At 63.4% G+C, this 25457-nt stretch carries 32 protein-coding genes; 13 read left to right on the forward strand and 19 right to left on the reverse strand.

Going from position 1 to position 25457, the window contains the following annotated elements:
- Positions 1–4 precede the first annotated feature (4 nt).
- The 6 genes from hisH to ACH6CV_RS08180 are packed head-to-tail and all read right to left on the reverse strand — an operon-like array spanning position 5 to position 5260.
- The gene (gene hisH / locus ACH6CV_RS08155) at positions 5–613 is read right to left on the reverse strand and encodes an imidazole glycerol phosphate synthase subunit HisH (RefSeq protein WP_456357685.1); all 609 of its coding nucleotides are present in this window, start codon (positions 611–613) and stop codon (positions 5–7) included.
- Positions 610–1200, reverse strand: coding sequence for an imidazoleglycerol-phosphate dehydratase HisB (gene hisB, locus ACH6CV_RS08160; RefSeq protein WP_456357686.1), 591 nt, complete (start codon positions 1198–1200; stop codon positions 610–612). The genes hisH and hisB overlap by 4 nt, the downstream gene beginning before the upstream one ends.
- Positions 1197–2249: a pyridoxal phosphate-dependent aminotransferase gene (locus ACH6CV_RS08165; RefSeq protein ID WP_456357687.1), complete on the reverse strand. Its 1053-nt coding sequence runs from the start codon at positions 2247–2249 to the stop codon at positions 1197–1199. The genes hisB and ACH6CV_RS08165 overlap by 4 nt, the downstream gene beginning before the upstream one ends.
- Positions 2246–3529, reverse strand: a complete 1284-nt coding sequence (hisD, locus tag ACH6CV_RS08170; protein ID WP_456357688.1) for a histidinol dehydrogenase — start codon at positions 3527–3529, stop codon at positions 2246–2248. The genes ACH6CV_RS08165 and hisD overlap by 4 nt, the downstream gene beginning before the upstream one ends.
- Positions 3529–4152 carry an ATP phosphoribosyltransferase gene (gene hisG, locus ACH6CV_RS08175; protein ID WP_456357689.1) on the reverse strand — a complete coding sequence of 208 codons (624 nt, stop codon included), beginning with the start codon at positions 4150–4152 and terminating at the stop codon, positions 3529–3531. The genes hisD and hisG overlap by 1 nt, the downstream gene beginning before the upstream one ends.
- Positions 4145–5260, reverse strand: coding sequence for an ATP phosphoribosyltransferase regulatory subunit (locus tag ACH6CV_RS08180; RefSeq protein WP_456357690.1), 1116 nt, complete (start codon positions 5258–5260; stop codon positions 4145–4147). The genes hisG and ACH6CV_RS08180 overlap by 8 nt, the downstream gene beginning before the upstream one ends.
- Positions 5261–5439: 179 nt before the next feature.
- On the opposite strand from ACH6CV_RS08180, the gene dapA reads away from it, so the two are divergent.
- The gene (dapA, locus tag ACH6CV_RS08185) at positions 5440–6315 is read left to right on the forward strand and encodes a 4-hydroxy-tetrahydrodipicolinate synthase (RefSeq protein WP_456357691.1); all 876 of its coding nucleotides are present in this window, start codon (positions 5440–5442) and stop codon (positions 6313–6315) included.
- The gene (gene dapB, locus ACH6CV_RS08190; protein WP_456357692.1) at positions 6312–7028 is read left to right on the forward strand and encodes a 4-hydroxy-tetrahydrodipicolinate reductase; all 717 of its coding nucleotides are present in this window, start codon (positions 6312–6314) and stop codon (positions 7026–7028) included. The genes dapA and dapB overlap by 4 nt, the downstream gene beginning before the upstream one ends.
- 71 nt (positions 7029–7099) lie before the next feature.
- On the opposite strand, the gene ACH6CV_RS08195 is transcribed toward dapB, so the two are convergent.
- Together ACH6CV_RS08195 and ACH6CV_RS08200 are read right to left on the reverse strand one after the other, a co-directional pair.
- Positions 7100–7945 (reverse strand): YitT family protein, encoded by an 846-nt coding sequence (locus ACH6CV_RS08195; RefSeq protein WP_456357693.1) that lies wholly within the window; start codon positions 7943–7945, stop codon positions 7100–7102.
- 58 nt (positions 7946–8003) lie between these two features.
- The gene (locus ACH6CV_RS08200; RefSeq protein WP_456357694.1) at positions 8004–8342 is read right to left on the reverse strand and encodes a type II toxin-antitoxin system PemK/MazF family toxin; all 339 of its coding nucleotides are present in this window, start codon (positions 8340–8342) and stop codon (positions 8004–8006) included.
- 168 nt (positions 8343–8510) lie between these two features.
- On the opposite strand from ACH6CV_RS08200, the gene ACH6CV_RS08205 reads away from it, so the two are divergent.
- From ACH6CV_RS08205 to ACH6CV_RS08235, 7 genes are all read left to right on the forward strand, one after another.
- Positions 8511–9089 carry an FHA domain-containing protein gene (locus ACH6CV_RS08205; protein ID WP_456357695.1) on the forward strand — a complete coding sequence of 193 codons (579 nt, stop codon included), beginning with the start codon at positions 8511–8513 and terminating at the stop codon, positions 9087–9089.
- Complete coding sequence (locus ACH6CV_RS08210) at positions 9074–10372, forward strand: FtsW/RodA/SpoVE family cell cycle protein (protein WP_456357696.1); 1299 nt, start codon at positions 9074–9076, stop codon at positions 10370–10372. Before ACH6CV_RS08205 ends, ACH6CV_RS08210 begins: the two co-directional genes overlap by 16 nt.
- Complete coding sequence (locus ACH6CV_RS08215; RefSeq protein WP_456357697.1) at positions 10369–11787, forward strand: penicillin-binding transpeptidase domain-containing protein; 1419 nt, start codon at positions 10369–10371, stop codon at positions 11785–11787. The genes ACH6CV_RS08210 and ACH6CV_RS08215 overlap by 4 nt, the downstream gene beginning before the upstream one ends.
- A gap of 161 nt (positions 11788–11948) precedes the next feature.
- Complete coding sequence (locus tag ACH6CV_RS08220; protein ID WP_456357717.1) at positions 11949–12728, forward strand: undecaprenyl-diphosphate phosphatase; 780 nt, start codon at positions 11949–11951, stop codon at positions 12726–12728.
- Between the two features lie 333 nt (positions 12729–13061).
- The gene (locus tag ACH6CV_RS08225; RefSeq protein ID WP_456357698.1) at positions 13062–13418 is read left to right on the forward strand and encodes a hypothetical protein; all 357 of its coding nucleotides are present in this window, start codon (positions 13062–13064) and stop codon (positions 13416–13418) included.
- Positions 13415–13540 (forward strand): XkdX family protein, encoded by a 126-nt coding sequence (locus ACH6CV_RS08230; RefSeq protein ID WP_456357699.1) that lies wholly within the window; start codon positions 13415–13417, stop codon positions 13538–13540. Before ACH6CV_RS08225 ends, ACH6CV_RS08230 begins: the two co-directional genes overlap by 4 nt.
- 269 nt (positions 13541–13809) lie before the next feature.
- A complete protein-coding gene (locus ACH6CV_RS08235) occupies positions 13810–14019 on the forward strand; it encodes a helix-turn-helix domain-containing protein (protein ID WP_456357700.1) in 210 nt (69 codons plus the stop codon).
- Between the two features lie 61 nt (positions 14020–14080).
- Here the strand turns inward: ACH6CV_RS08235 and ACH6CV_RS08240 are convergent, their stop codons facing one another.
- Positions 14081–15178 carry a BMP family ABC transporter substrate-binding protein gene (locus ACH6CV_RS08240; protein WP_456357701.1) on the reverse strand — a complete coding sequence of 366 codons (1098 nt, stop codon included), beginning with the start codon at positions 15176–15178 and terminating at the stop codon, positions 14081–14083.
- Between the two features lie 249 nt (positions 15179–15427).
- Here ACH6CV_RS08240 and ACH6CV_RS08245 point away from each other — a divergent pair, with 249 nt between their 5' ends.
- On the forward strand, positions 15428–17077 hold the full coding sequence (locus tag ACH6CV_RS08245; protein ID WP_456357702.1) for a sodium:solute symporter family protein: 1650 nt from the start codon (positions 15428–15430) through the stop codon (positions 17075–17077).
- 385 nt (positions 17078–17462) lie between these two features.
- On the opposite strand, the gene ACH6CV_RS08250 is transcribed toward ACH6CV_RS08245, so the two are convergent.
- The 8 genes from ACH6CV_RS08250 to ACH6CV_RS08285 all read right to left on the reverse strand — a co-directional run bounded on the left by ACH6CV_RS08250 (position 17463) and on the right by ACH6CV_RS08285 (position 22750).
- Positions 17463–18548, reverse strand: coding sequence for a helix-turn-helix domain-containing protein (locus ACH6CV_RS08250; RefSeq protein WP_456357703.1), 1086 nt, complete (start codon positions 18546–18548; stop codon positions 17463–17465).
- Between the two features lie 120 nt (positions 18549–18668).
- Positions 18669–19484, reverse strand: coding sequence for a MerR family transcriptional regulator (locus tag ACH6CV_RS08255; RefSeq protein ID WP_456357704.1), 816 nt, complete (start codon positions 19482–19484; stop codon positions 18669–18671).
- Positions 19485–19675: 191 nt separating this feature from the next.
- Complete coding sequence (locus tag ACH6CV_RS08260; protein WP_456357705.1) at positions 19676–19837, reverse strand: hypothetical protein; 162 nt, start codon at positions 19835–19837, stop codon at positions 19676–19678.
- Between the two features lie 77 nt (positions 19838–19914).
- Positions 19915–20025, reverse strand: coding sequence for a helix-turn-helix domain-containing protein (locus ACH6CV_RS08265; protein WP_456357706.1), 111 nt, complete (start codon positions 20023–20025; stop codon positions 19915–19917).
- 200 nt (positions 20026–20225) lie between these two features.
- Positions 20226–20591 carry a YccF domain-containing protein gene (locus tag ACH6CV_RS08270; protein WP_456357707.1) on the reverse strand — a complete coding sequence of 122 codons (366 nt, stop codon included), beginning with the start codon at positions 20589–20591 and terminating at the stop codon, positions 20226–20228.
- A gap of 161 nt (positions 20592–20752) precedes the next feature.
- Positions 20753–21355: a helix-turn-helix domain-containing protein gene (locus ACH6CV_RS08275; RefSeq protein ID WP_456357708.1), complete on the reverse strand. Its 603-nt coding sequence runs from the start codon at positions 21353–21355 to the stop codon at positions 20753–20755.
- Between the two features lie 682 nt (positions 21356–22037).
- Complete coding sequence (locus ACH6CV_RS08280) at positions 22038–22358, reverse strand: ImmA/IrrE family metallo-endopeptidase (protein ID WP_456357709.1); 321 nt, start codon at positions 22356–22358, stop codon at positions 22038–22040.
- Positions 22359–22552: 194 nt separating this feature from the next.
- Positions 22553–22750, reverse strand: a complete 198-nt coding sequence (locus ACH6CV_RS08285; RefSeq protein ID WP_456357710.1) for a hypothetical protein — start codon at positions 22748–22750, stop codon at positions 22553–22555.
- 274 nt (positions 22751–23024) lie between these two features.
- Between ACH6CV_RS08285 and ACH6CV_RS08290 the strand changes: the two genes are divergently transcribed.
- On the forward strand, positions 23025–23267 hold the full coding sequence (locus ACH6CV_RS08290; protein ID WP_456357711.1) for a transcriptional regulator: 243 nt from the start codon (positions 23025–23027) through the stop codon (positions 23265–23267).
- Complete coding sequence (locus ACH6CV_RS08295; RefSeq protein ID WP_456357712.1) at positions 23257–23988, forward strand: Fic family protein; 732 nt, start codon at positions 23257–23259, stop codon at positions 23986–23988. The genes ACH6CV_RS08290 and ACH6CV_RS08295 overlap by 11 nt, the downstream gene beginning before the upstream one ends.
- Before the next feature lie 326 nt (positions 23989–24314).
- Here ACH6CV_RS08295 and ACH6CV_RS08300 read toward each other — a convergent pair whose 3' ends face one another.
- Together ACH6CV_RS08300 and ACH6CV_RS08305 are read right to left on the reverse strand one after the other, a co-directional pair.
- Positions 24315–24515, reverse strand: coding sequence for a helix-turn-helix domain-containing protein (locus tag ACH6CV_RS08300; RefSeq protein ID WP_456357713.1), 201 nt, complete (start codon positions 24513–24515; stop codon positions 24315–24317).
- Positions 24481–24612: a helix-turn-helix domain-containing protein gene (locus tag ACH6CV_RS08305; RefSeq protein ID WP_456357714.1), complete on the reverse strand. Its 132-nt coding sequence runs from the start codon at positions 24610–24612 to the stop codon at positions 24481–24483. The genes ACH6CV_RS08300 and ACH6CV_RS08305 overlap by 35 nt, the downstream gene beginning before the upstream one ends.
- A gap of 588 nt (positions 24613–25200) precedes the next feature.
- On the opposite strand from ACH6CV_RS08305, the gene ACH6CV_RS08310 reads away from it, so the two are divergent.
- On the forward strand, positions 25201–25457 hold a 257-nt coding region (locus ACH6CV_RS08310), incomplete at its 3' end, for a transposase (RefSeq protein ID WP_456357715.1).

The raw sequence follows: 25457 nt of genomic DNA on the forward strand, positions 1-25457 counted from the left end.
CCTCCTATATATCACAGAACGCCTTAAGGATATTCAGCCCCACTTTCCCGCTTTTTTCGGGGTGGAACTGGCAGCCGCATACGCTGCCCCGCGCCACGATGCCCGGCACGTTTACGCCGTATTCCGACGAGGCGATCACCGCCTCCGCGCAGCCGGTCGCGTAGTAGGAGTGCACATAGTACACGCAGTCGCCCGGGCGCAGACCGCGCGCCAGCGGGTGGGGGCGCAGGACCTCGAGCGCGTTCCAGCCCATGTGGGGCACCTTGAGCGCCAAGGGCACCGCGCCCTTAAGCGGGCGGATCGTGCCCGGAATCAGTCCCAGTCCCGGGTGACGCCCGTATTCTTCGCTCTCTTCAAACAACAGCTGCATGCCCAGGCAAATGCCCATCAACGCAGCCCCCGCCGCCGCGCGCGCGGCGACCGCCCGGTCGAGGCCGGTCGCGCGCAGCTTCGCCATTGCGTCGCCGAACGCGCCCACGCCCGGCAGGATGATTCTGTCCGCCGCTTCGAGTACGGCAGGATCGCCGGTCACCTGCGTATGCGCGCCCAGGCACTCGAGCGAACGCGTCAGCGAAAACAGGTTGCCCACCCCGTAGTCGACGATCGCGATCATAAAAGCGTCCCCTTCGACGAGGCCGCGCCGCCGCCGAGCGCCGGGTCGATCGAAACCGCCTGCCTCAGCGCGCGCCCGAGGGACTTGAACGCCGCCTCGATGATGTGATGGGTGTTCTCGCCCGACAGCCGCTTGACGTGCAGCGTCAGCAACGACTCGCGCGTCAGCGCCAGCATGAATTCTTTCACCAATTCGGTGTCGAACGTCCCCACCTTTTGAGCCGGCAGCGCCATATCGAAGCCGAGGAAGGCGCGCCCGCTCAAATCGAGCGCGCACAGCACCAGCGCCTCGTCCATCGGCAGCAGCCACTGGCCGTAGCGCGCGATGCCGCGCCTGTCGCCCACGGCTTCCCTGAGCGCCCGGCCCAGCGCGATGCCCACGTCCTCGACCGAGTGATGGTCGTCCACATGGCTGTCTCCCTTACAGTGCACGCGCAGGTCGAACCGGGCGTGGAAGGTAAAAAGCGTCAGCATGTGGTCGAGAAAACCCACGCCGGTGTCCACCTCGGCCGCGCCCGCGCCGTCCAGGTTGAGCGTCAGCTCGACGGCCGTCTCCGCCGTCTCGCGCCGGATGTTCGCTTCCCTCATGCGTAGACCTCCTTTGTGACTTCGATCAGCCGCTCCATCTCGTCCATACGCCCAATGCTGATGCGCGCGTAGGCCTCGATGCGCGGCTGGTCGAAATGCCGGATCAAGATGCCCTTCGCCCTAAGCTTCGCCTGGTAGCCGCGCGCATCGCCGTCCGGCGGCGAGGCGAACACGAAGTTGGCCTTCGAGGGCAGTACCGCAAAACCCAGCGCCCGGAGCGACGCTTCCGTGTAGGCGCGCGCGTCGACGATCCGGCGCACGCAGTCTTCGAAATACGCCCGGTCGCGCAGCGCCGCCGCGCCCATCAACTGCGTGATCGCGTTGACATTGTAGGGGTTGAGCGAGTAGCGCATCTTGTTCAAATCCTCGATCAGCGCCTTCGAGCCCAGCGCCCAGCCCAGCCGCGCTCCCGCGAGGTTTCGGGACTTCGAAGCGGTCATCACCACCAGCAGGTTGTCGTAGCGCTCGACCAGCGAGGCCGCCGACTCGCCGCCGAAGTCGACGTAGGCCTCGTCCACGACCACGGGCCGGTCGGGCTTTAAGCGCACGATGCGCTCGACATCGGCGCGGCAAAGCGTCAGCCCGGTCGGCGCGTTGGGGTTGGCGATCACGACCATCTCGTCCCCGTCCCGGTAGTCGTCGGGGTCGATCGAGAAGTCGCCTGCCACCGGCGCCACCTGCGAGCGCACGCCGTACAGCGCCGCCCACACGCGGTAGAAGCCGTAGGTGATGTCGGGGTAGCGCGCGCCGCGGTCGCCCCAGGCCAAAAACGCGTAGGACAGGATCTCGTCCGATCCGTTGCCCGCGATCACCCGCTCGGGCGACAGGCCGTAGGCGTCGGCAATCGCGCGGTCGAGCTCGGTCACGCCGATCGGGCTGTACAGCCGCAGCCGCCGGAGCGCCTCGGGTGTCGCCGCCGCGAGCGCCAACGGCGAAGGCGGAAACGGGCTCTCGTTGGTGTTGAGCTTGATGAGATTGGGTTCCTTCGGCTGTTCGCCCGGAACGTAGGCTTTCATCGCCTGATAGCGCGCGTTCAGAAAGCGGCTCATAGAGCATCCCCCTCAAACCGCACGCCGATCGAGCGGGCGTGCGCGCCGAGGCCCTCGCGCTCGGCAAAGGCCATCACGCTTCGGCGCGCTTCGGCGAGCGCCTCGCGCGTGTAGTAGACGAACTGGGTCTTCTTCAGGAAATCGTCGACCGACAGCGGCGAGGAGAACCGCGCGGTGCCGCTCGTGGGCAGCGTGTGGTTGAGCCCCGCCCAGTAGTCGCCGAGCGCCTCGGGGGCGTTGCGGCCCAGGAACACCGAGCCGGCGTTCGTCACCGCGCCCAGCAGCGCGAACGGCTCGTCCACGCACAGCTCGAGGTGCTCGGGCGCGATGGCGTTTGAAATGTCCACCGCCTCCTTCATCGAATCGACCACGATGATCTGGCCGTTTGCCTCGATCGACGCGCGGGCGATCCGCTCGCGGGGCAGCGCCGAAAGCTGCGCCTCGACCTCGATCTGCACCGCCCGCGCCAGCGCCTCGCTGTCGGTCAGCAGGATCGCCTTCGACAGCGCGTCGTGCTCGGCTTGGGATAACAGATCCGCCGCCACCTCGCGCACGCTTGAGCGTCCGTCGGCGATCACCAAGATCTCGCTGGGCCCGGCCACCATGTCGATGTCCACGACGCCGTACACCCGGCGCTTGGCCGCGGCCACGTAGGCGTTGCCGGGGCCGACGATCTTGTCCACCCGCGCGACGGTTTCGGTGCCGTAGGCCAGCGCCGCCACCGCCTGCGCGCCGCCGACCTTATAGATTTCCGTGACCCCGGCCATCCTCGCCGCGCACAGGATCGAAGGCGCGATCCGCCCGTCCGGGCCGGGCGGGGTGACGACCGCGATCGATTGGACACCGGCCAGCGCGGCGGGTATGGCGTTCATCAGCACCGACGAGGGGTAGCTGGCGGTGCCGCCCGGCACGTACAGCCCCACGCGACCCAGCGGCATCAGCCGCTGGCCCAGCACGATGCCGGGGCGCTCGCTGACGACAAAGCCCTCGCGCAGCTGCCGCCGGTGGAACGCGCGGATGTTGTCCGCCGCGCCCGCGAGCAGCGCCTTGAACGCCCCGTCCTCGGCGGCCCAGGCCGCCTCGATCTCATCGCTCGTCACGGCCAGCGAATCGAGCCGCGCCCCGTCGAAGCGCTCGGTCAGCTCAAGGAGCGCCGCGTCGCCCCGCGCGCGCACATCCAGGATGATCCGCGCGGCCGCCGCTTCGATCGCGCCGTCCGCTTCCATGGGCGCGCCCTTCAGCGCTTCCAGGGACAGGTCCTTCGCGTAGGTTATCTCCATCACTTCGCGCACACCTCCCTGAGCCCCGCGCACAAAAGGTCGATGGCCTCTTCCTTGAACAGGTAGCTCGACCGGTTGGCGATCAGCCGCGCCGACACCGGCACGATGTCGGACAGCACCACCAGGTCGTTTTCCTCGAGCGTCTTGCCCGACTCCACGATGTCGACGATTACGTCCGACAGCCTCAGGATCGGGGCCAGCTCGATCGAGCCGTTGAGGCGGATCAGCTCGATCTCGCGGTCGATCGAGGCATAGTAGCGCCCCGCCACCTGCACGTACTTGGTCGCCACCTTGAGCACCCGGTCGCGGTCCTCGGCGTAACCGCGCCGGCCCGCGACGCACAGCCGGCACCTGCCGACGCCCAGGTCCAGCAGCTCGTACACGTCGTAGTCGCCCTCGAGCAAAATATCCTTGCCCACGACGCCCACGTCGGCCGCGCCGTGCTCGACGTAGATCGCCACGTCCGACGGCTTGACCAGCAGGAAGCGCATCCGCCCATCGTCGCTTACAAACACCAGCTTGCGGTTGTCCTCGGCCATCGCCGCACAGGGGTACCCGAGCGCGGCGAACCGCCGGTAGACCGCGTCGCCCAGCCGCCCCTTGGGCAGCGCCACGTTAAGCATCGGCCTCCACCTCCTCAAGCGTCATCTGCCGCCCCGCGCGCAGCTCGCGCGGCGGCCTGCGCTCGCAGCGCACGCGCAAGCCGCGCTCGATCAGGCGCCCGGCCGCGCGCGCCACCCGTTCGGGCGCGTCGGCTTCGCCGTAGATCAGCAGCACGTCCACGTCGTCCACGTCGCCGCGCTCGTAGAGAAAGCTCAACTCGTTCAGGTAGACCGCGAAGCCGATCGCGTCGATATCGCGCCCGAACCGCGCGAGCAGCGCGGCGTAGCCGCCGCCCGCCAGCACCGCGCGCGGCACCCCCGGCACATAGCCCTGAAACGCCACGCCCGAGTAGTAGTCCATGTCGCCCAGCAGCGAGAAATCCAGCGTCAGCCCCTGGGCCGCGCCGCGCGCCTCGAGCGCCGCGCCCACCGCTTCCAGCTCGTCCAGCGCCGCGGTCTGACTGGGCGTGATCGCGAACGCGCGCGCCCTCGCAAGCGTTTCGCGGAACGCGCCGCTTAAGGCCGCCGCGCCCTCGAGCAGCTCGGTCGCCGCCGGGGGCAGGCCCAGCGCGCGCGCGGTGGCCGCGAGCTCATGCGCGTTCTTCCTGCGGATCGATCGGGCCAGCTCCCCCCGGCCCTCGCCCGTCACGCCCAGCCCCTCCATCAGCGATTGGAGGAAGCCCACGTGCGAAAGCTGCATCCGGCCCGCCGGGTCGATGGTGTTGAGCGTCCTGGCCGCCAGCATGAGCACCTCGCTCGTGGCGTAGGCGTCGCGCGCGCCCAGGTATTCGAGCCCCAGCTGCGCAATCTCGCGGTAGGCCCCGCTCGCCTTGTCGAGCCGGTACACGTTCTCCAGATAATAGAATTTCTCCGACGACGCGCGGTCGGCGCGGGTGTTCTTCACGATCGACAGCGTCACGTCGGGCCTGAGCGCCAGCACCCGCCCGTCCGGGCCGTTGAACGTGATGATCGAGCGGCTCTTCAAAAAATTGATGTTTTCGAGGTACAGCTCGTACGCCTCGAACTTGCTCATGCGGTACTTCCTGTAGCCGTGCCGCTCGTACATCGCCCGCAGTTCAAGGGTCACCTGCTCCTCGCGCCGGGCAAAGCCCCCGCCTTCCATCGCCATCAGCCCCTTTTCATCAGAGTATAGCGCCCTCAATTCACTCTGTCAAGTTATTGTTTTAGCATGCTAAATCAATGAATCAAGATTGCGCTTCCGTCCAAAACCTGATATGATGGCACAAATTCCGAACCTGTAGGGGCGGCCCGCGGTCGCCCGCCCGCATAAAGGAGGGAGCGATTGACATGTTGAAGGGCAGCTATGTGGCGCTGGTGACGCCGTTTCACTTAGATGGCAGCGTGAACTACGAGAAGCTTGCCGAGCTGTGCCGTTGGCACATCGAACAGGGCACCGACGGCATCGTGGTGCTGGGCACCACGGGCGAGTCGAGCGCCATGACCCACGAGGAAGACGAGGCGGTAGTGCGCTGCGCGATGGAGGCGGTGGATCATCGCGTGCCGGTGATCGCGGGCGCGGGCTCCAACTGCACCGGGACCGCGCTGATGAAGAGCCTGGCCTACGAGCGGCTGGGCGTGGACGGCCTGTTGCTGATTACGCCCTACTACAACAAGACCAACGAGCGGGGCATGTACCGCCACTTCGCCGACATCGCGGACGCGGTCAGAACCCCGATCATACTGTACAACGTGCCCGGCCGCACCGGCTGCGCGCTGTCGGTCAATTGCGTGGCGAAGCTCAGCCGCCATCCGCGCATCGTGGCGCTCAAGGAGGCCAGCGGTAACATCTCCTATGTGGCGCAGGTGGCGCGCTATATAAGCGACGATTTCGCGCTGCTGTCGGGCAACGACGACATGATCGTGCCGGTACTGTCGCTGGGCGGCAGCGGCGTAATCAGCGTGTTCGCCAACCTGTGCCCGGTCGAGACTCGCGCCATCGTACACGCGGCGCTGACCGGCGACTACCGAAGCGCGGCGCAGCTGCAACTGAAATACCTCGATCTCATCAACGCCCTGTTCATCGAGGTCAACCCGATCCCGATCAAGGAGGCGATGAACCTTCGGGGCATGGGCGTGGGCGGTTATCGGCTGCCGCTCTTTGAGATGGATCCGGCGAACCGGGAGAAACTAAAGGCCGCGATGGAGGTGCTGACAAACGCATGAATCTGATACTGTCGGGCCACGGCAAGATGGGGCGGATGATCGAGCAATTGATCGAGCGGGATAACGACATGCACCTGCTCGGCGTGGTCGACGTGGGGTTGTTTGAGAAGCCGGACGACGTGCCGGGAAAGGCCCATGTGCTGATCGACTTTTCGCACCCGGACAACCTTGGAAAACTCCTGGACTACGCGAAGCGCACCGGCTGCGCGCTGGTGCTGGGCACCACAGGCCTGTCGGACGCCCAGGGCGAAGCCATCCGCGAAGCGGCAAAAAGCGCCGCGATCGTGCACTCGCCCAACTACTCGATGGGGGTGCATCTGCTCAAACGGGCGGTGCAATCCATCGCCCCTCAGCTGCTTCAGGCCGGCTTTGACGTCGAGATCGTCGAGACCCACCACAATCAGAAGGCCGACGCGCCCAGCGGCACCGCCGTGGCGCTTGTGAACGCCGTGGACCCGGAAGCGAAGTTGCCACGGGTATACGGCCGCGAGGGACACACCGGCGCACGCGGCCGCGAGATCGGCGTGCACGCGCTGCGCGGCGGCACGATGGCCGGCGAGCACAGCGTGTTCTTCTTCGGCGAGGACGAGACCCTCGAACTGCGCCACAGCGCCACCAGCCGACGCATCTTCGCCGCCGGCGCGCTCACCGCCGCCCGGTTCGTTTGCGGGAAGCCGGCGGGGCTGTATGGGATGGAGGATGTGCTGGGGTAGTTTTTCGCGCGATCCGGCGGGGAGGGAAGAACAACGCGCGAGAACGGCATTCAACTGTTTGAAGACCGGCGTCATTTCTTATGCGGCATAAATCCCTCGCCCAGCGCTTCGTGCACTTCGGTGGCAATCATGAACGCGGCCGGATCGGTCTCGGCCACGATGCGGCGCAGGCGAGCGGTCTCCAGCCGCCCGACCACGCACAGCAGCACCAGGCGGCTGTCGCCCGAGTACATGCCGCGGCCGTTCAGGCCGGTCACGCCACGGTCGAGCTCGGTCAGGATGCGCGCGGCGATCGTTTCGCTCTCGTTCGATATGATGTAGTAGGCCTTGGCGAGGTTGAGGCCTTCGAGCACCATGTCCAGCATCCGGTTCATCAGGTACGCCGCGACCAACGCCTGCATGGCGCGCGTGGCGCTGAACACAAAGGCGCTGCCCACGATCACCAACGCGTCCACCGCGAAGGAGATCGCGCCGATGCTGAACGCCGGGAAATGGTCGTTGATTACCTTGCCCAACATGTCGCTGCCGCCGGTGGTGGCGTCGCCGCGCAAAACCAGCCCGAACCCGAACCCCGCCATCACCCCGCCGAACACCGACGACAGCAGCGCGTCGTCTGTGACCGGGGGCACGGGCAGATGGTCGATCAACAGCGACAGCGCGATCATCGACAGCAGCGACCGAAGCCCGAACCCCAGCCCCAGCCGCCGCATCGACAGCGCAAACAGCGGCAGGTTCAACACCAGCGCGATCATGCCCACCGGCCAGCCGGTGAACGCGTTGATTAGCTGCCCGATGCCGGTGAAGCCGCCCGCCGCGATGTCGTTGGGCACCAGAAAAAGGCGGTAGCCCAGTGAGCCGAATATAAGGCCCAGCACAACCTGCGCCCATGACACCCATTCGCGGCCTTTGTTTTGCATATGCCCTCCGGTTGTATTCAAGACGTCTTTCTTTAGTATACCAAATTTGGAGCATTCTTTACAACCCCAGAGATACCTTAAGCGCCTGAGCCACCTGCTCCATCACGTGCTCGGGCAGCTTGCCCAACCGCTCGCCCAGCCGCCGCTTGTCGAGCGTACGCACCTGCTCGGCCAGCACCACGCTGTCGCGCGTCAGCCCGTGGCCCTCGGCCTCGATGGGCACGTGGGTAGGCAGGCGCGCCTTGTGCATCTGGCTGGTCACGGCCAGCGCGATGACCGTGGGGCTGAACCGATTGCCCACGTCGTTCTGGATCACCAGCACCGGTCGCGTGCCGCCCTGCTCCGAGCCCACCACGGGGTCGAGGTTCGCCAGGTACATCTCTCCGCGCAAGACCATGCCGATGCCCCCCGATGTGTTGCTACCGCATCCTATGCCGTTTCGGGGATCGGGGTTATTTTGAACGGATGTGGCCCAAAATTCGTCCAAGGAATAATAGACCGCCTTTGTTGACGGATCAATTGGGCATATGATATAGTGATGGTTCAAAAACCGATGGAGGCGTCGATGAACGGCGAGTTGTACACCCTGATTGCCATGGCCGCGCGGTACTGGTTTTGCGCTTTGATGGTGCTGATCGCGTTTCGCGCGTGGCGCATCACGGTGGTGGACAACCGCCGTGCAGCGTTGCTGCGCGCCTGGTCGCCCGAGACCGGCTGCATCGGCGAGTTCGTAATCAATCCGGGCCGCACCAAGCGCCAGCTCAGCGTGCCCGTGCCGCGCGAGGGCGTGCTCGGCTCGTCGCGCCGCGCCGACGTGCGCGTCTCCGGCAAGGACGTGGCGCGCTTTCACCTGACGCTCGAGCAGCGCGAGGGCGGGCTGCTGGTGCGCCCGTGCGGCAAGAACCGTGCCGTGCTCAACGAAGCGCACACCGGCGATATGCTGTTCATGCGCGACGGCGACACGCTGACCATCGGCAAGACGAAGCTCTTGTTGGTGGTGTTCGACCCCGAGCCGGCGGACGAGCCCGCGGACGACTTCGCCGACGATGTTCTGTGGGGTGACGAGCCGGAGAGCGGACAGCGCTCGCGCGGAAGCAGGGATGATTTGGAGGATTTTGAGGACGAGCTATGGCCAGACGAGTAGATTCACATACGCTCAAGGGCATGCTGCTGCGCTCGAACACCCGGCTGCTGCTGACCTCTGTGATGCTGCTGCAGTTCACAGCGCTGCTGCTGCTCTCGTTCAAGCGCGACCCGATCGACGCGCAGGCGCTGCTCATGTCGCTGCTGCTGCCGGGGCTGACATGGGGCGTCGTCAACCTGTACGGCAAGCTTTGGCAGGTCGATCGGGCGCTTTTGATCCTTGTGATGTTGCTGTGCTCGGTGGGGCTGATTACACTGCAGGATATCGCGCGCGCCGCGATCACGCCGCTGAACCAGGCGCTGTTCGTGCTGATGGGCATGGTGGCGATGGCGGCCGGCATCGTGCTGATGCGCAGGCTTCGGCGCTGGGACCGGTGGCAGCCCTTCTTGATGGCGGGCGCGGCGCTCTTCCTGCTCTCGCCGCTGGTGATCGGCGAGTGGAACAACGGCGCAAAAAACTGGATCAAGCTGCCGTTCGTGAATCAATCGATCCAGCCGTCTGAGTTCGTCAAGCCCCTCCTGATCGTCGTGCTGGCCGGCGGGCTCGCCGGGCGGCCGCGCTTCTGGAGGTGTCTGCCGGCGCTCGCGTTCGCCGGCGGGCTGTGCGCGCTGCTGCTGCTCGAGCGCGACCTGGGCGCGCTGCTGATCTACTTTCTGACCACGGTGGCCGTCTATTATGCCGCCACCTCGAACGCGCTCGTGACCCTTTTCGGGCTGGGCATCGGCGCGGGCGGCGCGCTGATCGCCTATCACGCGTTCCCCTACGTGCAGAAGCGGATCGAGATGTTTATAAACCCCTGGAGCGACCCGCGCGACAGCGGCTGGCAGATCATCCAGGCGCTGATTTCGATCGGCTCGGGCTGGCTGTTCGGTATGGGGCTGGGGCTCGGGTATCCGCGCAACATTCCGCTGTACCACTCCGACTTCATTTTCGCGGCACTGTCGGAAGAGTTCGGGCTGATCTTCGCGCTGATGCTGCTGGTCGTCTATCTGCTGATCGTGCTGCGCGGCATGTCGGTCGCGCTGAACGCGCGCACCAGCTTCCACGCGCTGACCGCGCTGGGCGTGGTGGTGCTGCTGGGCGTACAGGCGTTCATCAACGTGGGCGGCAACATCAAGATGATCCCGCTGACCGGCGTGACGCTGCCGTTCATCAGCGCGGGCGGCTCGTCGATGGTATCGATGTGCTTATCGTTCGGGCTGCTGTTGGGCGTGTCGTCGATCAACGCGCACGACGAGGCGGACGACCTTACGCGCATGACCTGGAGGGAGGCGGGCGGATGAGGACGATGCGCTTCGCCACGCGCGTAATCGCGACGGTGCTGGTATGCGCGTTTTTGGCCTTAAGCGCCTTTCTGGGCTATACCGTGTACACGCAGGGCTCGCGCTGGGTAACCACCCAGTACAACACCCGGCTGACCAGCGCGCGCAAGACCGTGGGTATGGGCACGATCACCGATCGGAACGGCGTGGTGCTGGCCGAAACAAACGCCGATGGCGAGCGGCGGTACGCTTCCGATCGTACGGTGCGCCGCGCGCTGTCTCAGACCGTGGGCGACCAACTGAGCATGTCGGGCACCGGCGTCGAGACCTTCCACGCCGGCACGCTGCTGGGCCTCGGCGGCTCGATCATCGACCGCACCTGGCAGTACGTGACCGGGCAGAGCTACAAGGGCGACAACATCCGTCTGACCGTGGACGCGGAGCTCACCGCCTACATCGCGGAGCAGTTCCCCTCAAAGCACGCCGGCGCGGTGGCGCTGATCAATTACCGCACCGGCGAGGTGCTGTCCATGGTGTCCAAGCCCGACTACGACCCGCAAAAACTGCTTAGCCGCCAGGGTGGCGCCGACGAGAGCGGCACGGCCTACCTGAACCGATGCCTGCAGGGCCAGTACGCGCCCGGCTCGTCGTTCAAGATCGTGACGCTGGCCGCGGCGCTCGAGAACCTGGACGGCATCGACGAACGAACCTTCGTATGCGACGGCCCGCGCTACTTCGGCGACACCAAGGTGGCCTGCTACGGCGGCGAGGTACACGGCACGATGACGCTGGGCCAGGCGCTCGAGAAGAGCTGCAACGTGACGTTTGCCTCGATCGCCGAGGAACTGGGCGACAAGCGCCTTTCCGCCGCGGCGCGCAGGATGGGCTTTAACGACAACTTCCGGTTCCGCGACCTGGTGCTGTACCAGTCGAGCATTCCCGACGCCATCCTGGATCCGGGCGAACTGGCCTGGACCGGCGACGGGCAGGGCAAGCTGCTGGTCACGCCGCTGCATATGGCGCTGCTCGCGGGCGCGGTGGCAAACGGCGGCACGATGCAGGAGCCGCGGCTGATCGCGCAAGTGACCGGCGTCGGGGGGATGCCGCGGCTGCGCCCGCCCACCGGGCAGTACGCGCGCGTCATGGATCGCTCGACCGCCGATACCGTCGGGCGCTACATGCGCCGCGTGGTGGAGTCGGGCACGGCCACCAAGGCGCGCATCAAGGGCTACACCGTGTGCGGCAAGACCGGCACCGCCGAGGTGTCCGACGACAAGCGCGCGCCGACCAACGCCTGGTTCGTGGGCTTCGTGGCGGAGGAGGACGCGCCCTATGCGATCGCGGTCGTGGTCGAGGGGGGCGGCACCGGCGGCGGTACCGCCGCGCCGCTGGCGGCCAAGGCGTTAAAAAGAGCGATTTCGTTGCAGACGCCGTAGGGGCCGATGCGGGCATCGACCCCTGCGTGGTATCGTCAAATCGGCTCAAAACCCCATCCGTCATTTGGCGTGGGAAATTACCGATAAGCGCTTGTGCCGCGCGCGGTTTTCGCGTAGAATGAAGTGAAGCGCGATGAGTAGGGGGGATCAACGTGGACGTAATGCAGGCGTTCTGGTTGGGGCTTACGCAGGGATTGACCGAGTTTCTGCCGGTCAGCTCCTCGGGCCATATGGTGCTGCTGGGGAAGCTCTTCGGCATTCGAAACGACATGGTCACCGTGTCGGTGCTGTTGCACGCGGGCACGCTGCTGGCCGTGATCGCGGTGTACTGGCAAAGGATCTGGAACATGATCCTGCACCCGCTGAAGTCGGAGCTGCTCATGCTGGTGGCCGCGACCGTGCCGGCCGTGATCGCGGCGCTATTGTTCAAGGACTTCTTCAACCAGTCGTTTGACGGCGCGTTCCTGGGCTTTTCTTTCCTGATTACCACGCTGATCCTGTGGCTTTCCGACCTCGTGGGCGGGCTGGCCCCGAAAAGCACACGGGTCACCTGGGTCAGCGCCGTCGTCATGGGCATCATGCAGGCGGTCGCGATTCTGCCGGGCATCTCGCGCTCGGGCTCGACGATCTCGGGCGGCGTGGCCACCGGCCTGTCCCGAAAGCGCTCGGCCGATTTCGCGTTCCTGATGTCGATCCCCGCGATCCTCGGTTCGATCGTGCTCGAAGGCGTGAAGCTGCTGGGCGGCAATGTGGTGGAGGTCATCCCCGACTGGACGCCCGTGCTGATCGGCATGGCCACCGCGCTCGTCTCGAGCTTTCTCGCGATCAAGCTCATGCTCGCCATCATCCGCCGCGTGCGCCTGACCTGGTTCGGGCTGTACACCGGCGTGCTGGGCGTGCTGGTGCTGCTCGATCAATACGTGTTTCATTACATTTTTTAAGAAGAAATGGCAACGGCTCCTCCACGCGTGAGCGGTCATGGGGACTCCAAAGGGGCGAAGTCCCTTTGACGGGGCTCGGGGCGGAGCCCCAACATACCCCGTCCCCCGCGCCGCCGTATCCGTCCCCACCCCGTAAAACCCGTCATCCCTCCGGCCGCATCCGGTCGTTTTGGGCGGCCGGATGCGCGGCTGAAGGGGGCTGCGTATGGATAGCCGGTGGTATCTATCAAAACAATAGCGGACACCTTCCTTGCGTTCCGGGTCATCTCGCAATCCGCGTCGCATTTGGTCGGCTTCCACCTTTTACAATCGCCCCCGAAAGGGGGCATTCCCATGGTGAAACTTACGAAGTACACCGGAGATACGACCTACGTGCTGGGCAACGGCGAGCTGGGCACCAAGGCGCGAATGCTTGCGCTTTGGCCGGCGGCGCTGACGGTCACGCATGTGGCGGAGACCGACGAAGCGGGCGAGTGCCTGCTGGCGTTCGACCCGCTGTCGCGGCTGCGCAGCGTGCTGGACATCGATAGCAGCCTCGACGAGGAGGCGGCCATCCGTGCGATCGAGGCGCTGCGCAACCGCGCGAGCGAGAGCGCGCCGCCCGATCCGACGGAGCGGCTGGCGGCGGCGCTCGAGTTCCAAAATGTGCTCTCGCTCGCGCGGGACGCTCGGGGGGAGGGACGCGCATGAGCTATGAGGTGATCCGGCAGAACTACCTGCGCGGGCTGTGGACGCGCCGGATGGTAGAGCTGGCCGTGGAGGCCGGGCTGATTACCCGCGGGCAGGCGGACGCGCTGTACGAAGAGGGATGACCCAAAAGGGGTTGCCGCACGCGCCGCGACAACCCCCTTGCTACGCCACGATGAGGTCCTACGCTTTTCACAGCCCATCTCGCAATAGCGACGGCACTTCTTCCAAGTACACACAGGCCTGAGTGTCATGCCCTTGCGCTTGCGGGCGCTGCGAACCTGCCGGCCCATGTGGATATGGTCCACGCTGCGTCGCCTCCTTCGCACACCTGTAATAGGACTATATGCTCTATTTGTCAAGAGCAAATATGACATACTGCCCTAGATGTCATATGGAGCGGCTGAAGCTGCTGCGCAAGAAGCGCAACCTGCCGCAGGTGGCGCTGAGCATAGAAACCGGCATCGATCAGAGCCAGATTTCCAAATATGAGCGCGGCGAGCGTATCCCCTCCACCGGCGACTTGCTGCTGCTGGCGGATTTCTTCGGCACCAGCCTCGACTACCTGATGAACCGCACTGACAACCCAACGCGCCGCGACTAGGCGAACGAAAAGGCCCCTGGGATTTTGCCGCGGCAAAATCCCAGGGGCCATGTTCATGCGCTTACGCGACCGTGATGCCCTCGGCAAACCACAGCACGCTCAGGATCTCGCCCGGGGTCAGGGTTTGGCCTTCGGCCACCTGGGTGTTGCCTTCGTTGTCCACGATCGGGCCCACGAACACGCCGAACGAGCCGTCCAGGATCCGGGCGCGCGCGGCCTCGACCGCCTCGGCGGTGCCGGGGGCGCAGTTGGGCGTGAGCGGCGCGATATCGACCAGGCCGTCCGACATGCCCATCAGCACGTCCTCGCTCTGCCAGGTGCCGTCGATCACCTGCTGTACCGCTTCCGTCACGTAGGCCGACCAGTTCCAGATCGGCGCGGTCAGGTAGGCCTTGGGCGCGACGTCGGTCACGTCGGCGTTGTAGCCCACGGCGAACAGGCCGTTCTCCTCGCAGGCCACCACCGGGCCGGTGGTGTCGCAGTGCTGGGACAGCACGCCGCAGCCCGCCGCGACCAGCGCGTCGGCCACCTGGCGCTCGATCGTCGGGTCATACCAGGAGTTGGTCGCCTTGACCGTCATGGTCACGTCGGGGTTGACCGACTTGGCGCCCAGGTAGTAGGCGTTCAGCGAATACACCACCTCGGGGATCGTGGTGAAGGCCGCCACGTAGCCCAGATGGTTGTTGCCGATCTCCTTGGCCTTGAGGCCCGCCGCGATGCCCGACAGGTAGCGCGCCTCGTAGATGCGGCCAAAGTAGTTGACCAGGTTCACGCCGTTGTTTTTGTAGCCCGAGCAGTGCGCGAAGATCACGTCCGGATACTCGCCCGCGATCTCTTCCATATAGTCCATGAAGCCGAAGCTGTTGGCGAAGATGATGTTGCAGCCCTGCTCCACCAGCTCGCGCAGCGCGGTCTCGCAATCGCTGTTCTCGGACACGTTGCGCTTGATTAGGATCTGATCGTCCCGAAGGCCCAGCGCCTGCTGCATGCCCAGCGTTCCCTGGTGGTGGGCGTAGGTGTAGCCCAGGTCCACCGTGTCGCCGATGTACACAAAACCAACCTTGATCTCGTCCTTGGGCACGGGCGCAAACGCGCTCGCCGTAGCAGCAAAACCAAACGTCAGAACCAGCGCAACCACCAGGGCCAACAGCTTTCTCATGAATCCTTACCTCCGCATCCTTTTTGTCGACAAACCCGAACATTGAACCGGATACATGGATGATTGTACACTGTTTTGCGCCGCAGTTCAAGCGCAGGCGCGGGCTTTACGTATATTTAGCCGATGACAAGGTATGCCCCGCCCATCCTCGGTTGCGTTGACACCACATGTCGGCGTATGTTATAATGCGGCCCGTAATGCCGCCTGGTGGGCATGCCCATTGTGCTGCGGCGAGGAAGGATGGATCTCATGTTTGCAAAGGTTTTTATTGTTGCGCTCTTTTTTGTGGTCATGATCGGCATCGGGCTGTACGCGCGCCGGAAGGTACAGGGCGTGGGCGACTTCGTGCTGGGGGGCCGGGCCATGGGGCCGTGGCTGTCGGCATTCGCCTACGGTACCAGCTACTTTTCCGGCGTGGTCTTTATCGGCTACGCGGGCCAGTTCGGCTGGAGCTACGGCCTGTCCGCCACCTGGATCGGCCTGGGCAATGCGCTGATCGGGTCGCTGTTGGCCTGGGTGATGCTGGGGCGTCGCACACGCGTCATGACGCGCCACCTGCGCGCTTCGACGATGCCCGAGTTCTTCGCCAAGCGCTACGGCGGGGGCGACAGCCTCAAGCTTATGGCCTCGGCGATCATCTTCATCTTCCTGGTGCCCTATTCGGCGTCGGTGTACAAGGGTCTGTCGGGGCTGTTCTCCGTGGCCTTCGGCGTCGACTACCGCTATGTGATCTGGGGCATGGGGCTGTTGACCGGCGCTTACGTGATCCTGGGCGGGTACATGGCGACCGCGCTCAACGACTTCGTGCAGGGGCTTATCATGCTCGGCGGCATCGCGCTGGTGGTGTTCTCGGTGCTGCGCGGCCAGGGCGGGTTTATGGAGGCGGTGAGGCGGCTTTCGCTGATCCCGTCGGAATCGGCGGGCACGCTCGGTCAGCCGGGCGTATACGCCGGCTTCTTCGGCCCCGACCCGCTGGGGTTGCTCAGCGTGGTGGTGCTGACCTCGCTGGGCACCTGGGGTCTGCCGCAGATGCTGCACAAGTTCTACATGATTAAGGATGAGAAGGCGATCAAGACCGGCACGATCATCTCCACGATCTTCGCCATCGTGGTATCGGGCGGCTCGTACTTTACGGGCGCGTTCGGGCGGCTGTACGTGGACAGCCCGGCGAGCGTCGGCGGCTTCGACGGGATCGTGCCCGCGATGCTCTCCGGCCAACTGTCGGATGTGCTGATGGGCGTGGTGGTGGTGCTGGTGCTGTCGGCGTCGATGTCCACGCTGGCCGCGCTGGTCATCGCGTCGGCGTCGACGTTCACGCTGGATTTCGTGCGGACGAAGCTCGCGCCGAACATGCCCGAGAAGCAACAAATGCTCACGATCCGGCTGATGTGCGCGGTGTTTGTGCTGGTATCGGTGCTGCTGGCGCTGAACCCCGGCGCGCTTATCACCACGCTGATGAGCGTGTCCTGGGGCGCGCTGGCCGGCTCGTTCCTGGCGCCGTTTTTGTACGGGCTGTTCTGGAAGCGCGCCGCGCGCGCGGGGGTATGGGCGTCGTTCGCGGTGGGCACCGTGCTGACCGTGGGCAACGCGGCGTTCGGCTGGACGACCCCGATCATCGCGGGCGCGCTGGCGATGATCGCTTCGCTCGTGATCTGCCCGATGGTGAGCCTGTTGGCCCCCGCGCCCGATCTGGCGGCGGTGGAGCATGCGTTCGCGGGCTATGACGAAGGGGCGAAAGTAGAAGGGCGGTATGCGAAGATTAGCGGCAACGGCGCTCTTTCCCGCGTGAGCGGTTCCGAAAGTCCAGTGGGCGCCCCCCTTTGGCGGGTTTCAAGGGCGGCGCCCTTGACCGCCGGAGACCGTAACCCCGCGCCGCCAAACCCAGTGCCCGGGCAATAGGGCCGAGCGGCCGAGTCCGGGCGAAGGCGACGCGGCGTTCCCGATGTGCTGAAATATGGAGGCGCTGCCCATGGGCAGCGCCTCCATATTTCAGGACGAGTCCCCCGCCCCATAAAACTCGCGGCGCCCGGCCCCTCGCGGGGGCGACCCGCGGCCGCCCACACCTGTTTGGCGTGGCGGTTGCATGGCCCGACACCCACAATTCCCCTCCGGCGCAGAGAAGCCCGAAGGCGGGGTGGTATCCCTGCGGTTGCGCGTAAACGGAGCTGGAATTGTGCGATCAACAGGTTCGGGCGACCGCAGGCCGCCCCTGCGGACGGGGCTCGGTTTTACAAAACAGGTACGGTCTCGCCCTTCGGGGCATCGGGAGCGCCGAGCCGATCGCTCACGCCTGATCCCCCTGCGTTTTGACGAGCAAACGCGCGAGCCGTTCGCGAACCGATTCGAAATCGGCACACCCCACAAGCGGCGCGTAGGCCGCCTCTTCCCCAAGCTCCTGAAGATATGCGTGAATCATCGCGGCGCGCTGCCGGTCGGTAAGCGCCCCGGTCAGTTCCGCGCGCTCAAGCAGCGGCCCCCAATCGACCGGCGCGCGCATGCCGTTCTCAAGAAAATCGGCGGTCATGGCAACCGCGCGCAGCAATTGCGCCCGGTTGCCCGTCGCACGCGCGGTAATATCGAGCGTCTGCGCCACCGTCATGCCGTGCGCCGGGATCAGGTGGAACAGCCGCGCCAGCGCCTCTTGCGCCCCGGCGTACCGCGCCGCCCGCTCGGGATCGTCCTGCTTGATCGCGGCCTTGGCCATCGTAAGCAACGAAAGGATCGCATCGTTCAGCGCCCCAAACAGCCGCCGCGCCGCCGCGCGTTCCGCGCCCGCAAAATCGCCCTCGCGCAACTGAATCGTGGGCAGCAGTTGCTCCGGGCGAACGTCGTCCTCGGTGCTCAGCGCTTCGAGTAAGGCGCGCGCCTCGGCGACCTCCCCGTCGTTCAGGCGGCTCATGGCCAACAGAAACTGGCAGCGCCGCTTGAACAGCCCGCCATTCGAGGCTGACTCCGCCTGTTCGAGCAAGGCGCGCAACAGCGCGCGCGCCTTATCCAGCGCCGCATCGTCCGGCGCGTGGATGAATTGCCCCTGCAGAATACACGCCAGCCGAAAGCTAAGCTCGGCGTCCATTGGGTATTCGCACCGCAGCGCCTCCGCCCGTTCCAGCCCGGCGTGAAAATCGTCGGCCAACGCATCCGCCAGCGCTTCGATGCCCGCCTCACCGAGCTTCGGCTCAAAATCCAGCAATTCGTCGGTGCTCACGCCGAAATAGCGCGCCAACGGTGCGATCAGCATGAGGTCGGGGCAACTGTGCCCGCCTTCCCACTTGCTGACCGCCGGCGCGCTGACGCCCAGCGCCTGGGCCAGCTGCTCCTGGGTCACGCCCTTGCTCGCGCGCAGGGCCTGGATGTTTCTGGCAATGTTCATGTGAAACCCCTTTCGTCCGGACGCCTCCATTATATCGCAAGCGGAGCACAGGCACAATGGAGCCGCGTTCAGCAAAAAACCGCGCGGCTTAACCAACGGTTAAGCCGCGCGCCGGAGTGCCTACCGCTTCTCGACCGGCACCTGCAGTTCCGTCAGGAAGTCGGCGGGGTCGGCCCGGTCGCCGGGCGATACGATCGCCTGGCCGCGCAGGGGGCCCGCAAACGCGTAACCGTTTTGCTCCATCCACTGCCCCAGCTTCTCCGTGGCGGCCGCGTACTGGTTGTAGGGTCCCTTGAAGCGCACGGTCGCGGCCAGCCCAATCTCGGGCAGCGTCTTGTACGTGAAATCCCCGTCGCTTGCGCCCATCTGCCTCACCGGCACCGCCACCTCGACCAGCGCACCGGCGTCCTTGTACTCCTCGTCCAGGTAGATCGAATACCCGCCGGCTTCGCACGCGATGCCGTGCCGGCCCATGTAGGCCCCGAGCTTATGCCAGAGTTCCCCCTCGCGGTCATAGGCCGCCAGCACGCCGCGCGTGGCGAGCACGTCTACCGCCGGCAGGCGCTTGAGTTCCACCTCATAAATCATACCCATTGCCTCTCCCTTCATGACGTCGGCAAGCCGCGCAAGGTTGCGCAACTTATCCCGTTCCAGGGCGACGGCGTTCTCGATTTCCGCGCGCTTGCGCTCGATCACCTCGCGCACAAAGCGCGCGTCCTCGCCGTGCGCGAGCACCTCCCCGATCTCATCGATCGAGAAGCCCGCGTCGCGCAGCATGACGATCCGGTTCATCAGCGGAATCTGACCCGCGCTGTAGAACCGGTAGCCGGTGAACCGGTCGATTTCGGCCGGATCGATCAGCCCGCACTTTTCATAATGCCTGAGCATGCGCGCCGACACCCGCGTGAGCCTTGAGAATTCACCGATCTTGAACACGCCGCCACCCCCGGTTGAAAACGGTCATTCGAATGACATGCCCAGCATAAGCCTTGACATTGTGTAAGAGTCAAGGGGGAAACGAAAAAACTTTTGGTCGTCCGCGAAGAGGGTTTTGATCGGCGCGCGAGGGGACGGGACATGCCGGGGCACGGCGCGTCAGCGCGAGGCAAAGCGTGGGTGACGCGGCCTCAATAGCGCGCCTCGCCGAGCGAGCGCAGCGGGTCGAGCGCCCAATCGGTGTAGCGCGCGTTGTTCATGTGGCCGTTCATGTACAGCTCGGTGTTGATCGGCGCGGGCATCTTGAGCACGCTCGGCCGCAGCACTCGCCGCTTTTCGATGTCGAGCAGCACCCAGGTGGTGATCGCCTCGCCGATCAGCGCGCCCGATGCGTCCTCAAAGCGGAACGCGGGCTCAAAAAACGGCCCCTTCAGCCCCGACGGCCAGGTGCCGGCGCGCTGACGCCCAGCGCCTGGGCCAGCTGCTCCTGGGTCACGCCCTTGCGCGCGCGCAGGGCCTGGATGTTTCTGGCAATGTTCATGTGAAACCCCTTTCGCCCGGACGCCTCCATTATACCGCAAGCGGAGCACAGGCACAATGGAGCCGCGTTCAGCAAAAAACCGCGGGGCTTAACCAACGGTTAAGCCCCGCGGCTGCACGCCGAGGTAGCCTTGAACACGCCATCGCCCTCGGTTGAAAATGGTCGTCCGAACGGCATACATCCCTTCTCACGTTTATGCGTTAATTCTGAACGACCGACGCGCCGAAGGGCGTCAGCGAGAGCTTTGCCATCTTGAAGCACTGCAGGCCGAAGGGAATGCCGATGATGGTGGCGCAAAAGGCGCAGCCCAGCGCCGCCGACCCTACGGCCAACGCCACCCCTCCGAAGACGAGCCACAGGATGTTGAGCAACAGCGACACCGGTCCGCCACCGTAACACACATCCTTGCCAAACGGGAAGAACGCCAACTGCGCCAACTTGAAGCACTGCATCCCCATGGGGATGCCCACGATGCTGATGCACCACAGCATGCCGGTCAGCAGCCAGCCCAACCCCATTACGCAGCCGCCGAAGACAAACCAGATCAGATTTCCCAAACAACTCATAGCAAATCCTTCCTTGCAGAGAAGGCCCTGAAGCGCCGTCTTCCGGGCCCTCCCGCTTGACGAATAGGGCATTGGTTGCGCGGTTTTGTTGGGTGCGCGATGGGTACCTCATTATACGGAAAGGCCCATATTCGGTATTTGGCCTGCGGCTTTGTACGACCTTATCTTCCTATAGCCCTTCGTTTCAGAACCGCAAAGCTCAGACCGGCTGTAATCAAATATACTGCTGCAAACACAATGCCGGTGATCGCGTCTGTCGGATACGGCGCGGCGACACGCCTGAAACAAACGGCTACAATCAGGCTGAGCGGCATAAATGCGGCCAGCAGGATATTTGCCCAATTCACCGCAAACGGAGCTTTTGCGCCCGATAACAGCCTGCCGATAAAATATCCCGCCGCGCCAACGGCTTGAATAATCATCGACCCCCAGATGCTGACCGCCGTCTGCTGCTCATACCAGGCGCCGAACGCGCAAAACAGGCCGATTGCAAGGAAGGCGGTTGAGGCGATGTACAGGATTGTGCTGGTTACAACGGCTTGTGTTCCTTGGTTATTGCCCGCAGGCTCGATGCCCTTGAGGATATAATCCGTCGTCACATCGAAATATTCACTCATAACGATGATCTTATCCAAATCGGGGACGCTTTGCTCGCTTTCCCATTTGGACACGGCCTGACGCGAGACGCCAACCTTGTCTGCCAGTTGTTCCTGTGAAATTCCCCTTGCTCTTCTTAGGTTCTGAATTCTGTCCGCGATGTTCATGACTGACACTCCTTCCGTTTGGTCATGTCATTATAAGAAATCCGTCGGTTGCATCGCCATCATCTGCGCTTGGAGATTTGTCAACTGGCGGTTGCGACGGTGTTTTCATACCGGAATATGGAGCATTCCTGGCCCAAAACCGCTCGGCGGGTTCAAATGTATCCGCCTGCATTATACACGAAGCGTGGCCGCAGTTCAAGGCATGACGGAGGCAAAAGCCCGAGCCAAAACCCAAGGGCTATCTTTATTAATTTGATGGGGATGGTGAAGGAATAATGTAAATATGCGTGTAAAACAGCCCGTTTCATTCGGAAACAGACTTTTTTGCATAAGTATAACAAGAATCCGTCCCTTTCGAGACGGATTGTGGTGCTGAAAGCGGGACTCGAATTCGCTGAGGGCCGTTTTACGGCGTATTCTCTGGTGCTGCCCAGTCCAAGAAAGTGCCGTAGTTGCTGGGATTCCGTTATATCTGCTAGGGTCTGGTTATACTCGGGCATATCGCCGTTGGGGTAAACGTTGGGGTCAAAATCGCGGTCAGAAAATGCGGCGCTTTACCCGGTGTAAGCCGCACCATCTCACGCACGAAAGCGCCGCCCCTCCCTGCTGATGGAGGGGTTGCCGGTGTGCTCAAGGATGAGGGCATCCACCAGCTCGAACGTGTCTTTGGTCTTAGAAATCCTCATGTCTGCACCTCCCCGGCGATTGGTTGCCAATACTTCATGAACAACTCCATGGCGATCAACACAGCGGCAAACGTGTTGGCCTCGTTCTCGATCGTCTCCGCGTTCTGCTTGTGCATGTTATGCCCTGCCAGATGGTGCCCCAGTTCATGGGCCATGATAAACCGCTTCTTGCCCTCGGCCATGTTGGGCCTGAGCAGGACAATAGGCGGTTTGTCATTCGCGCCCACGGCGAGGCCGTTAAGGTGTCCGTCCTCTTTCAGAATTTCCTCGTCGAGAATGATGCCGTACTGCTTGTAGATCGCTTTCAGAAAATCCATGCTGATTCCTCCGTTGTCTCTTGACGGGCTGGGAGCCAGTGCGGTACAATGGCCTTGGCCCCCAGCCGTTTCGGTTTGGTGTTGCCGGTGAAAGCCCGTGTGCTGTGGTGGTGCGTCGGGCTTTTACGCTACCGTGAAGCGCCTCGTCGTGCTGGTCTTGGTGAAGCGCTCGGACACGTCGGGCAGGGCGGCGGTCAGGGCCTTGGTATCAAGGCGGCGGCTGATGACGGGCATCCGGTCACCTTGAATGCGCCGGCGATCAGTTCTTCAGCCTCGCCCATGTGGGCCTTGACGCGGTCTTGTGCGCCCTCGATCAGCGCGTCAAGCTCTTCCTTCATCCTGTGGAGCTCCTGCAGCTCGGCGACGGTGGCAGTCAGTTCCTGCTGTGACACGGTGGTAAACCTCCTTCATGATGATCGGTTGAGGGCGGGGCGGCGTTGCGGCGGCGCTTGCTCTGCGGCATGGCGGCGGTATCCGGCTCCCGTCTGACCTGTGGCGTTCTTTGCGTCTGCCTTGCCTCAACCTCTGATTGAATTATACTACTTGTACAAGTATATTTTATTAAATAATTATACTTGACCAAGTATAGAAATCTGTGCTATAATGTGTACAGTGGAAAAGGTGTATCGAAAACCCGGCGCGCGATATTACCGGGAGGTTGATGATATGGAAGATCAGCAAGGCAAGTCTAGCACGCGGGCGAAGAATAAGTACAACGCTGCAAATTATGACAGCCTGCGCATTATCATCCCCAAGGGCCAGAAGGCTACCGTACAGGCTGCGGCGGAGGCGGCGGGCGAATCCATCAACGGCTACGTGAACGGGGCTGTGCTGGCGCGCATGGGGCTGGAGGAGTGGACGGCGAAAGAAGAGGACGAGCCGAAGGAGGAAATACCTGATGCAGAATGACCTTCTCGCCCGCATCGAAGCGAACAAACAGAAGATCGACGGATACCGTCCCATGCAGGAGCCGCTTCTGTCGGAGCTACGCGCCTATTACCGTGTGGGCCTTACATGGTCGAGCAATGCGCTGGAGGGCAACAGCCTCACCGAGAGCGAGACGAAGGTAGTGTTGGAGGACGGGCTCACCGTAGGCGGAAAGCCGCTCCGGGATCACTACGAGACCACCGGCCATGCGCGCGCCTATGATGCGCTGTGGGGGCTTGTGGACCCTCACAGGGCGATCACCGAGGCCGATCTTCTGCTGCTGCACAAACTGTTCTATTCGCAGATCGACGAGGCGAAGGCCGGCGCGTACAGGAGCAAGCGCGTGTTCATCAGCGGCTCGAAGTTCACGCCGCCCGCGCCCGAAAAGGTACCGTGGCTGATGGCCGAGTTCGTGGATTGGCTGAACTCCGCAGCGCTACACCCGGTAGAGTTGGCCGCGCAGGCGCACAAGCGGTTCGTGTTCATTCATCCGTTCATCGATGGCAATGGGCGCGTGGCGCGGCTGCTAATGAACTTGTGCCTCTTGCGACAGGGGTACACGCTGGCCATCGTGCCGCCGATCCTGCGCGCGGAGTATATTGGGCTGCTGGAGAGAGCGCATACCGACGATGAACCGTTTGTTGCGTTCATCGCCGACCGCGTAATGGAAACGCAGAAGGACATCCTGAGGATGTTGGCGTGATCGTCCGGGCGATGGGGGGCAACCTCCGGCCAGCCCCACCGACTCGCCACGGTCGCATTGGAGGCCTTCGCTGCCAAGCCGCGCGCGAGACGGCATCCATAGCGCGAGGGCTGCGCGGACGGGTACGACAGCCCGCCTGAGCCCGGACGCCGCGTCCGAGGCTCACCGGCGCAGCGCGGACGCCGACGCAGCAGCGCATGCACGACGCCGCGCCGCCGCCAGCAGCACGGGCGCACGAAGCCGCGCAGGAGCCGGGCAAACTGTGCGCAAAAGGTTGGCTTTTCCGAAAGCACCACGGCTCCGGCAAAGCCAATTTTGCCAATTCGTCAAGCTGGTTGTACCAACCGGGGACATAGGCAAAGGAGAGCAGGTCGGTCAATAGCATCATATTTTCCCCTCCATTTCTTTATTGCCTCTACAAGCTTGCATTGAAGCCGCACCTTCATATCTTCATCCAGCGCCGTATAAATTCCTCCATTCTCGTCAATGGCTTCATAAAGCCACCAAAGCGTTGATATAGGTGTCATAGTATCGAAGGATAGCGTCCAGCGCCTTCGGGCCGCCATTTACCGCTTTACAAGTCAGGTCATAGTTTAATTCATGTATCTGTTCCTTGTTGCTCATAAAAGCTGCGGATTGTTTGAAATGCACGCTGTCGTAGATTGTACACCGTGCGTGGTGTTACCTCCATGTATTTTGAAATCTTCTCGTCCGTCCATTGATGCCAAAACCAAGGATAAGAACCAATTGCTGCCGTTCCGGCAAAGATAACATTGCCTTGTATAACGAATCTCTGTATACCTCGCAGGAGAACCTGTCCGCATAGAGTGTCAACTGCTCGGACGGGTAGGTATCCTCGTAGCTGATTAAATCGAATATATATTGCATAGGTTCGTCCATAGCCAGCTCGCGCTAAAGAAAACACCCTAAACCTATTTACCTCGCAAATTAAAGTGTCGCCCCTATCATAGCCTTATAATTCGTACTTCCAAAAAAAGAGCACACCAATCGCGGTAGATAAAAGCACTATGGCAAGCGAATTTATCAAAATGGTTATTGCGAGGTGTCGAAACCGATACCCCGGAAACAATCACCGACATACCGTAAATTGAATGTTGAACACCCCATTCGACAAGCCTTCCAACCGTATCGGAGAAGCTGCTCAAATGTCCAAGGTGGGCGGCATGCTTCAGTGAGAAGGCGACCAGAAGGATGGTGACCAGACATGTATGGCAGGATGCGCTGGATGATGTCGTGGCATTTACCAAGACCTCACAAGGGCGAAGGCTCTACGCTTGGTGCAAGGAAACCATTGAGCGATCTTTTGCGGAAGCCAAGGAGAACCACGGCTTCCGCTATGCACGCATGCTCGGCCTTCCTAATATGCGCGAGCAGTCCTTCCTGACCGCCGCGGTTCAAAATATGAAGAGGCTGGCCAAGGCCTTCTTTATCCCGTTTTCTATCCTGTT

The sequence above is a fragment of the Anaerozeibacter quisquiliarum genome (genome assembly GCF_051162045.1).
In the GTDB taxonomy this organism is placed as follows: Bacteria; Bacillota; Clostridia; order Christensenellales; family Aristaeellaceae; genus Anaerozeibacter; species Anaerozeibacter quisquiliarum.

Excerpts from the sequence above, each read along its gene's own strand:
- hisH (WP_456357685.1), bottom strand. The coding sequence starts at position 613 with ATGATCGCGATCGTCGACTACGGGGTGGGCAACCTGTTTTCGCTGACG.
- hisB (WP_456357686.1), bottom strand. The coding sequence starts at position 1,200 with ATGAGGGAAGCGAACATCCGGCGCGAGACGGCGGAGACGGCCGTCGAG.
- ACH6CV_RS08165 (WP_456357687.1), bottom strand. The coding sequence starts at position 2,249 with ATGAGCCGCTTTCTGAACGCGCGCTATCAGGCGATGAAAGCCTACGTT.
- hisD (WP_456357688.1), bottom strand. The coding sequence starts at position 3,529 with ATGGAGATAACCTACGCGAAGGACCTGTCCCTGGAAGCGCTGAAGGGC.
- hisG (WP_456357689.1), bottom strand. The coding sequence starts at position 4,152 with ATGCTTAACGTGGCGCTGCCCAAGGGGCGGCTGGGCGACGCGGTCTAC.
- ACH6CV_RS08180 (WP_456357690.1), bottom strand. The coding sequence starts at position 5,260 with ATGGCGATGGAAGGCGGGGGCTTTGCCCGGCGCGAGGAGCAGGTGACC.
- dapA (WP_456357691.1), top strand. The coding sequence starts at position 5,440 with ATGTTGAAGGGCAGCTATGTGGCGCTGGTGACGCCGTTTCACTTAGAT.
- dapB (WP_456357692.1), top strand. The coding sequence starts at position 6,312 with ATGAATCTGATACTGTCGGGCCACGGCAAGATGGGGCGGATGATCGAG.
- ACH6CV_RS08195 (WP_456357693.1), bottom strand. The coding sequence starts at position 7,945 with ATGCAAAACAAAGGCCGCGAATGGGTGTCATGGGCGCAGGTTGTGCTG.
- ACH6CV_RS08200 (WP_456357694.1), bottom strand. The coding sequence starts at position 8,342 with ATGGTCTTGCGCGGAGAGATGTACCTGGCGAACCTCGACCCCGTGGTG.
- ACH6CV_RS08205 (WP_456357695.1), top strand. The coding sequence starts at position 8,511 with ATGAACGGCGAGTTGTACACCCTGATTGCCATGGCCGCGCGGTACTGG.
- ACH6CV_RS08210 (WP_456357696.1), top strand. The coding sequence starts at position 9,074 with ATGGCCAGACGAGTAGATTCACATACGCTCAAGGGCATGCTGCTGCGC.
- ACH6CV_RS08215 (WP_456357697.1), top strand. The coding sequence starts at position 10,369 with ATGAGGACGATGCGCTTCGCCACGCGCGTAATCGCGACGGTGCTGGTA.
- ACH6CV_RS08220 (WP_456357717.1), top strand. The coding sequence starts at position 11,949 with ATGCAGGCGTTCTGGTTGGGGCTTACGCAGGGATTGACCGAGTTTCTG.
- ACH6CV_RS08225 (WP_456357698.1), top strand. The coding sequence starts at position 13,062 with ATGGTGAAACTTACGAAGTACACCGGAGATACGACCTACGTGCTGGGC.
- ACH6CV_RS08230 (WP_456357699.1), top strand. The coding sequence starts at position 13,415 with ATGAGCTATGAGGTGATCCGGCAGAACTACCTGCGCGGGCTGTGGACG.
- ACH6CV_RS08235 (WP_456357700.1), top strand. The coding sequence starts at position 13,810 with ATGGAGCGGCTGAAGCTGCTGCGCAAGAAGCGCAACCTGCCGCAGGTG.
- ACH6CV_RS08240 (WP_456357701.1), bottom strand. The coding sequence starts at position 15,178 with ATGAGAAAGCTGTTGGCCCTGGTGGTTGCGCTGGTTCTGACGTTTGGT.
- ACH6CV_RS08245 (WP_456357702.1), top strand. The coding sequence starts at position 15,428 with ATGTTTGCAAAGGTTTTTATTGTTGCGCTCTTTTTTGTGGTCATGATC.
- ACH6CV_RS08250 (WP_456357703.1), bottom strand. The coding sequence starts at position 18,548 with ATGAACATTGCCAGAAACATCCAGGCCCTGCGCGCGAGCAAGGGCGTG.
- ACH6CV_RS08265 (WP_456357706.1), bottom strand. The coding sequence starts at position 20,025 with ATGAACATTGCCAGAAACATCCAGGCCCTGCGCGCGCGCAAGGGCGTG.
- ACH6CV_RS08270 (WP_456357707.1), bottom strand. The coding sequence starts at position 20,591 with ATGAGTTGTTTGGGAAATCTGATCTGGTTTGTCTTCGGCGGCTGCGTA.
- ACH6CV_RS08275 (WP_456357708.1), bottom strand. The coding sequence starts at position 21,355 with ATGAACATCGCGGACAGAATTCAGAACCTAAGAAGAGCAAGGGGAATT.
- ACH6CV_RS08280 (WP_456357709.1), bottom strand. The coding sequence starts at position 22,358 with ATGGATTTTCTGAAAGCGATCTACAAGCAGTACGGCATCATTCTCGAC.
- ACH6CV_RS08290 (WP_456357711.1), top strand. The coding sequence starts at position 23,025 with ATGGAAGATCAGCAAGGCAAGTCTAGCACGCGGGCGAAGAATAAGTAC.
- ACH6CV_RS08295 (WP_456357712.1), top strand. The coding sequence starts at position 23,257 with ATGCAGAATGACCTTCTCGCCCGCATCGAAGCGAACAAACAGAAGATC.
- ACH6CV_RS08300 (WP_456357713.1), bottom strand. The coding sequence starts at position 24,515 with ATGACACCTATATCAACGCTTTGGTGGCTTTATGAAGCCATTGACGAG.
- ACH6CV_RS08305 (WP_456357714.1), bottom strand. The coding sequence starts at position 24,612 with ATGAGCAACAAGGAACAGATACATGAATTAAACTATGACCTGACTTGT.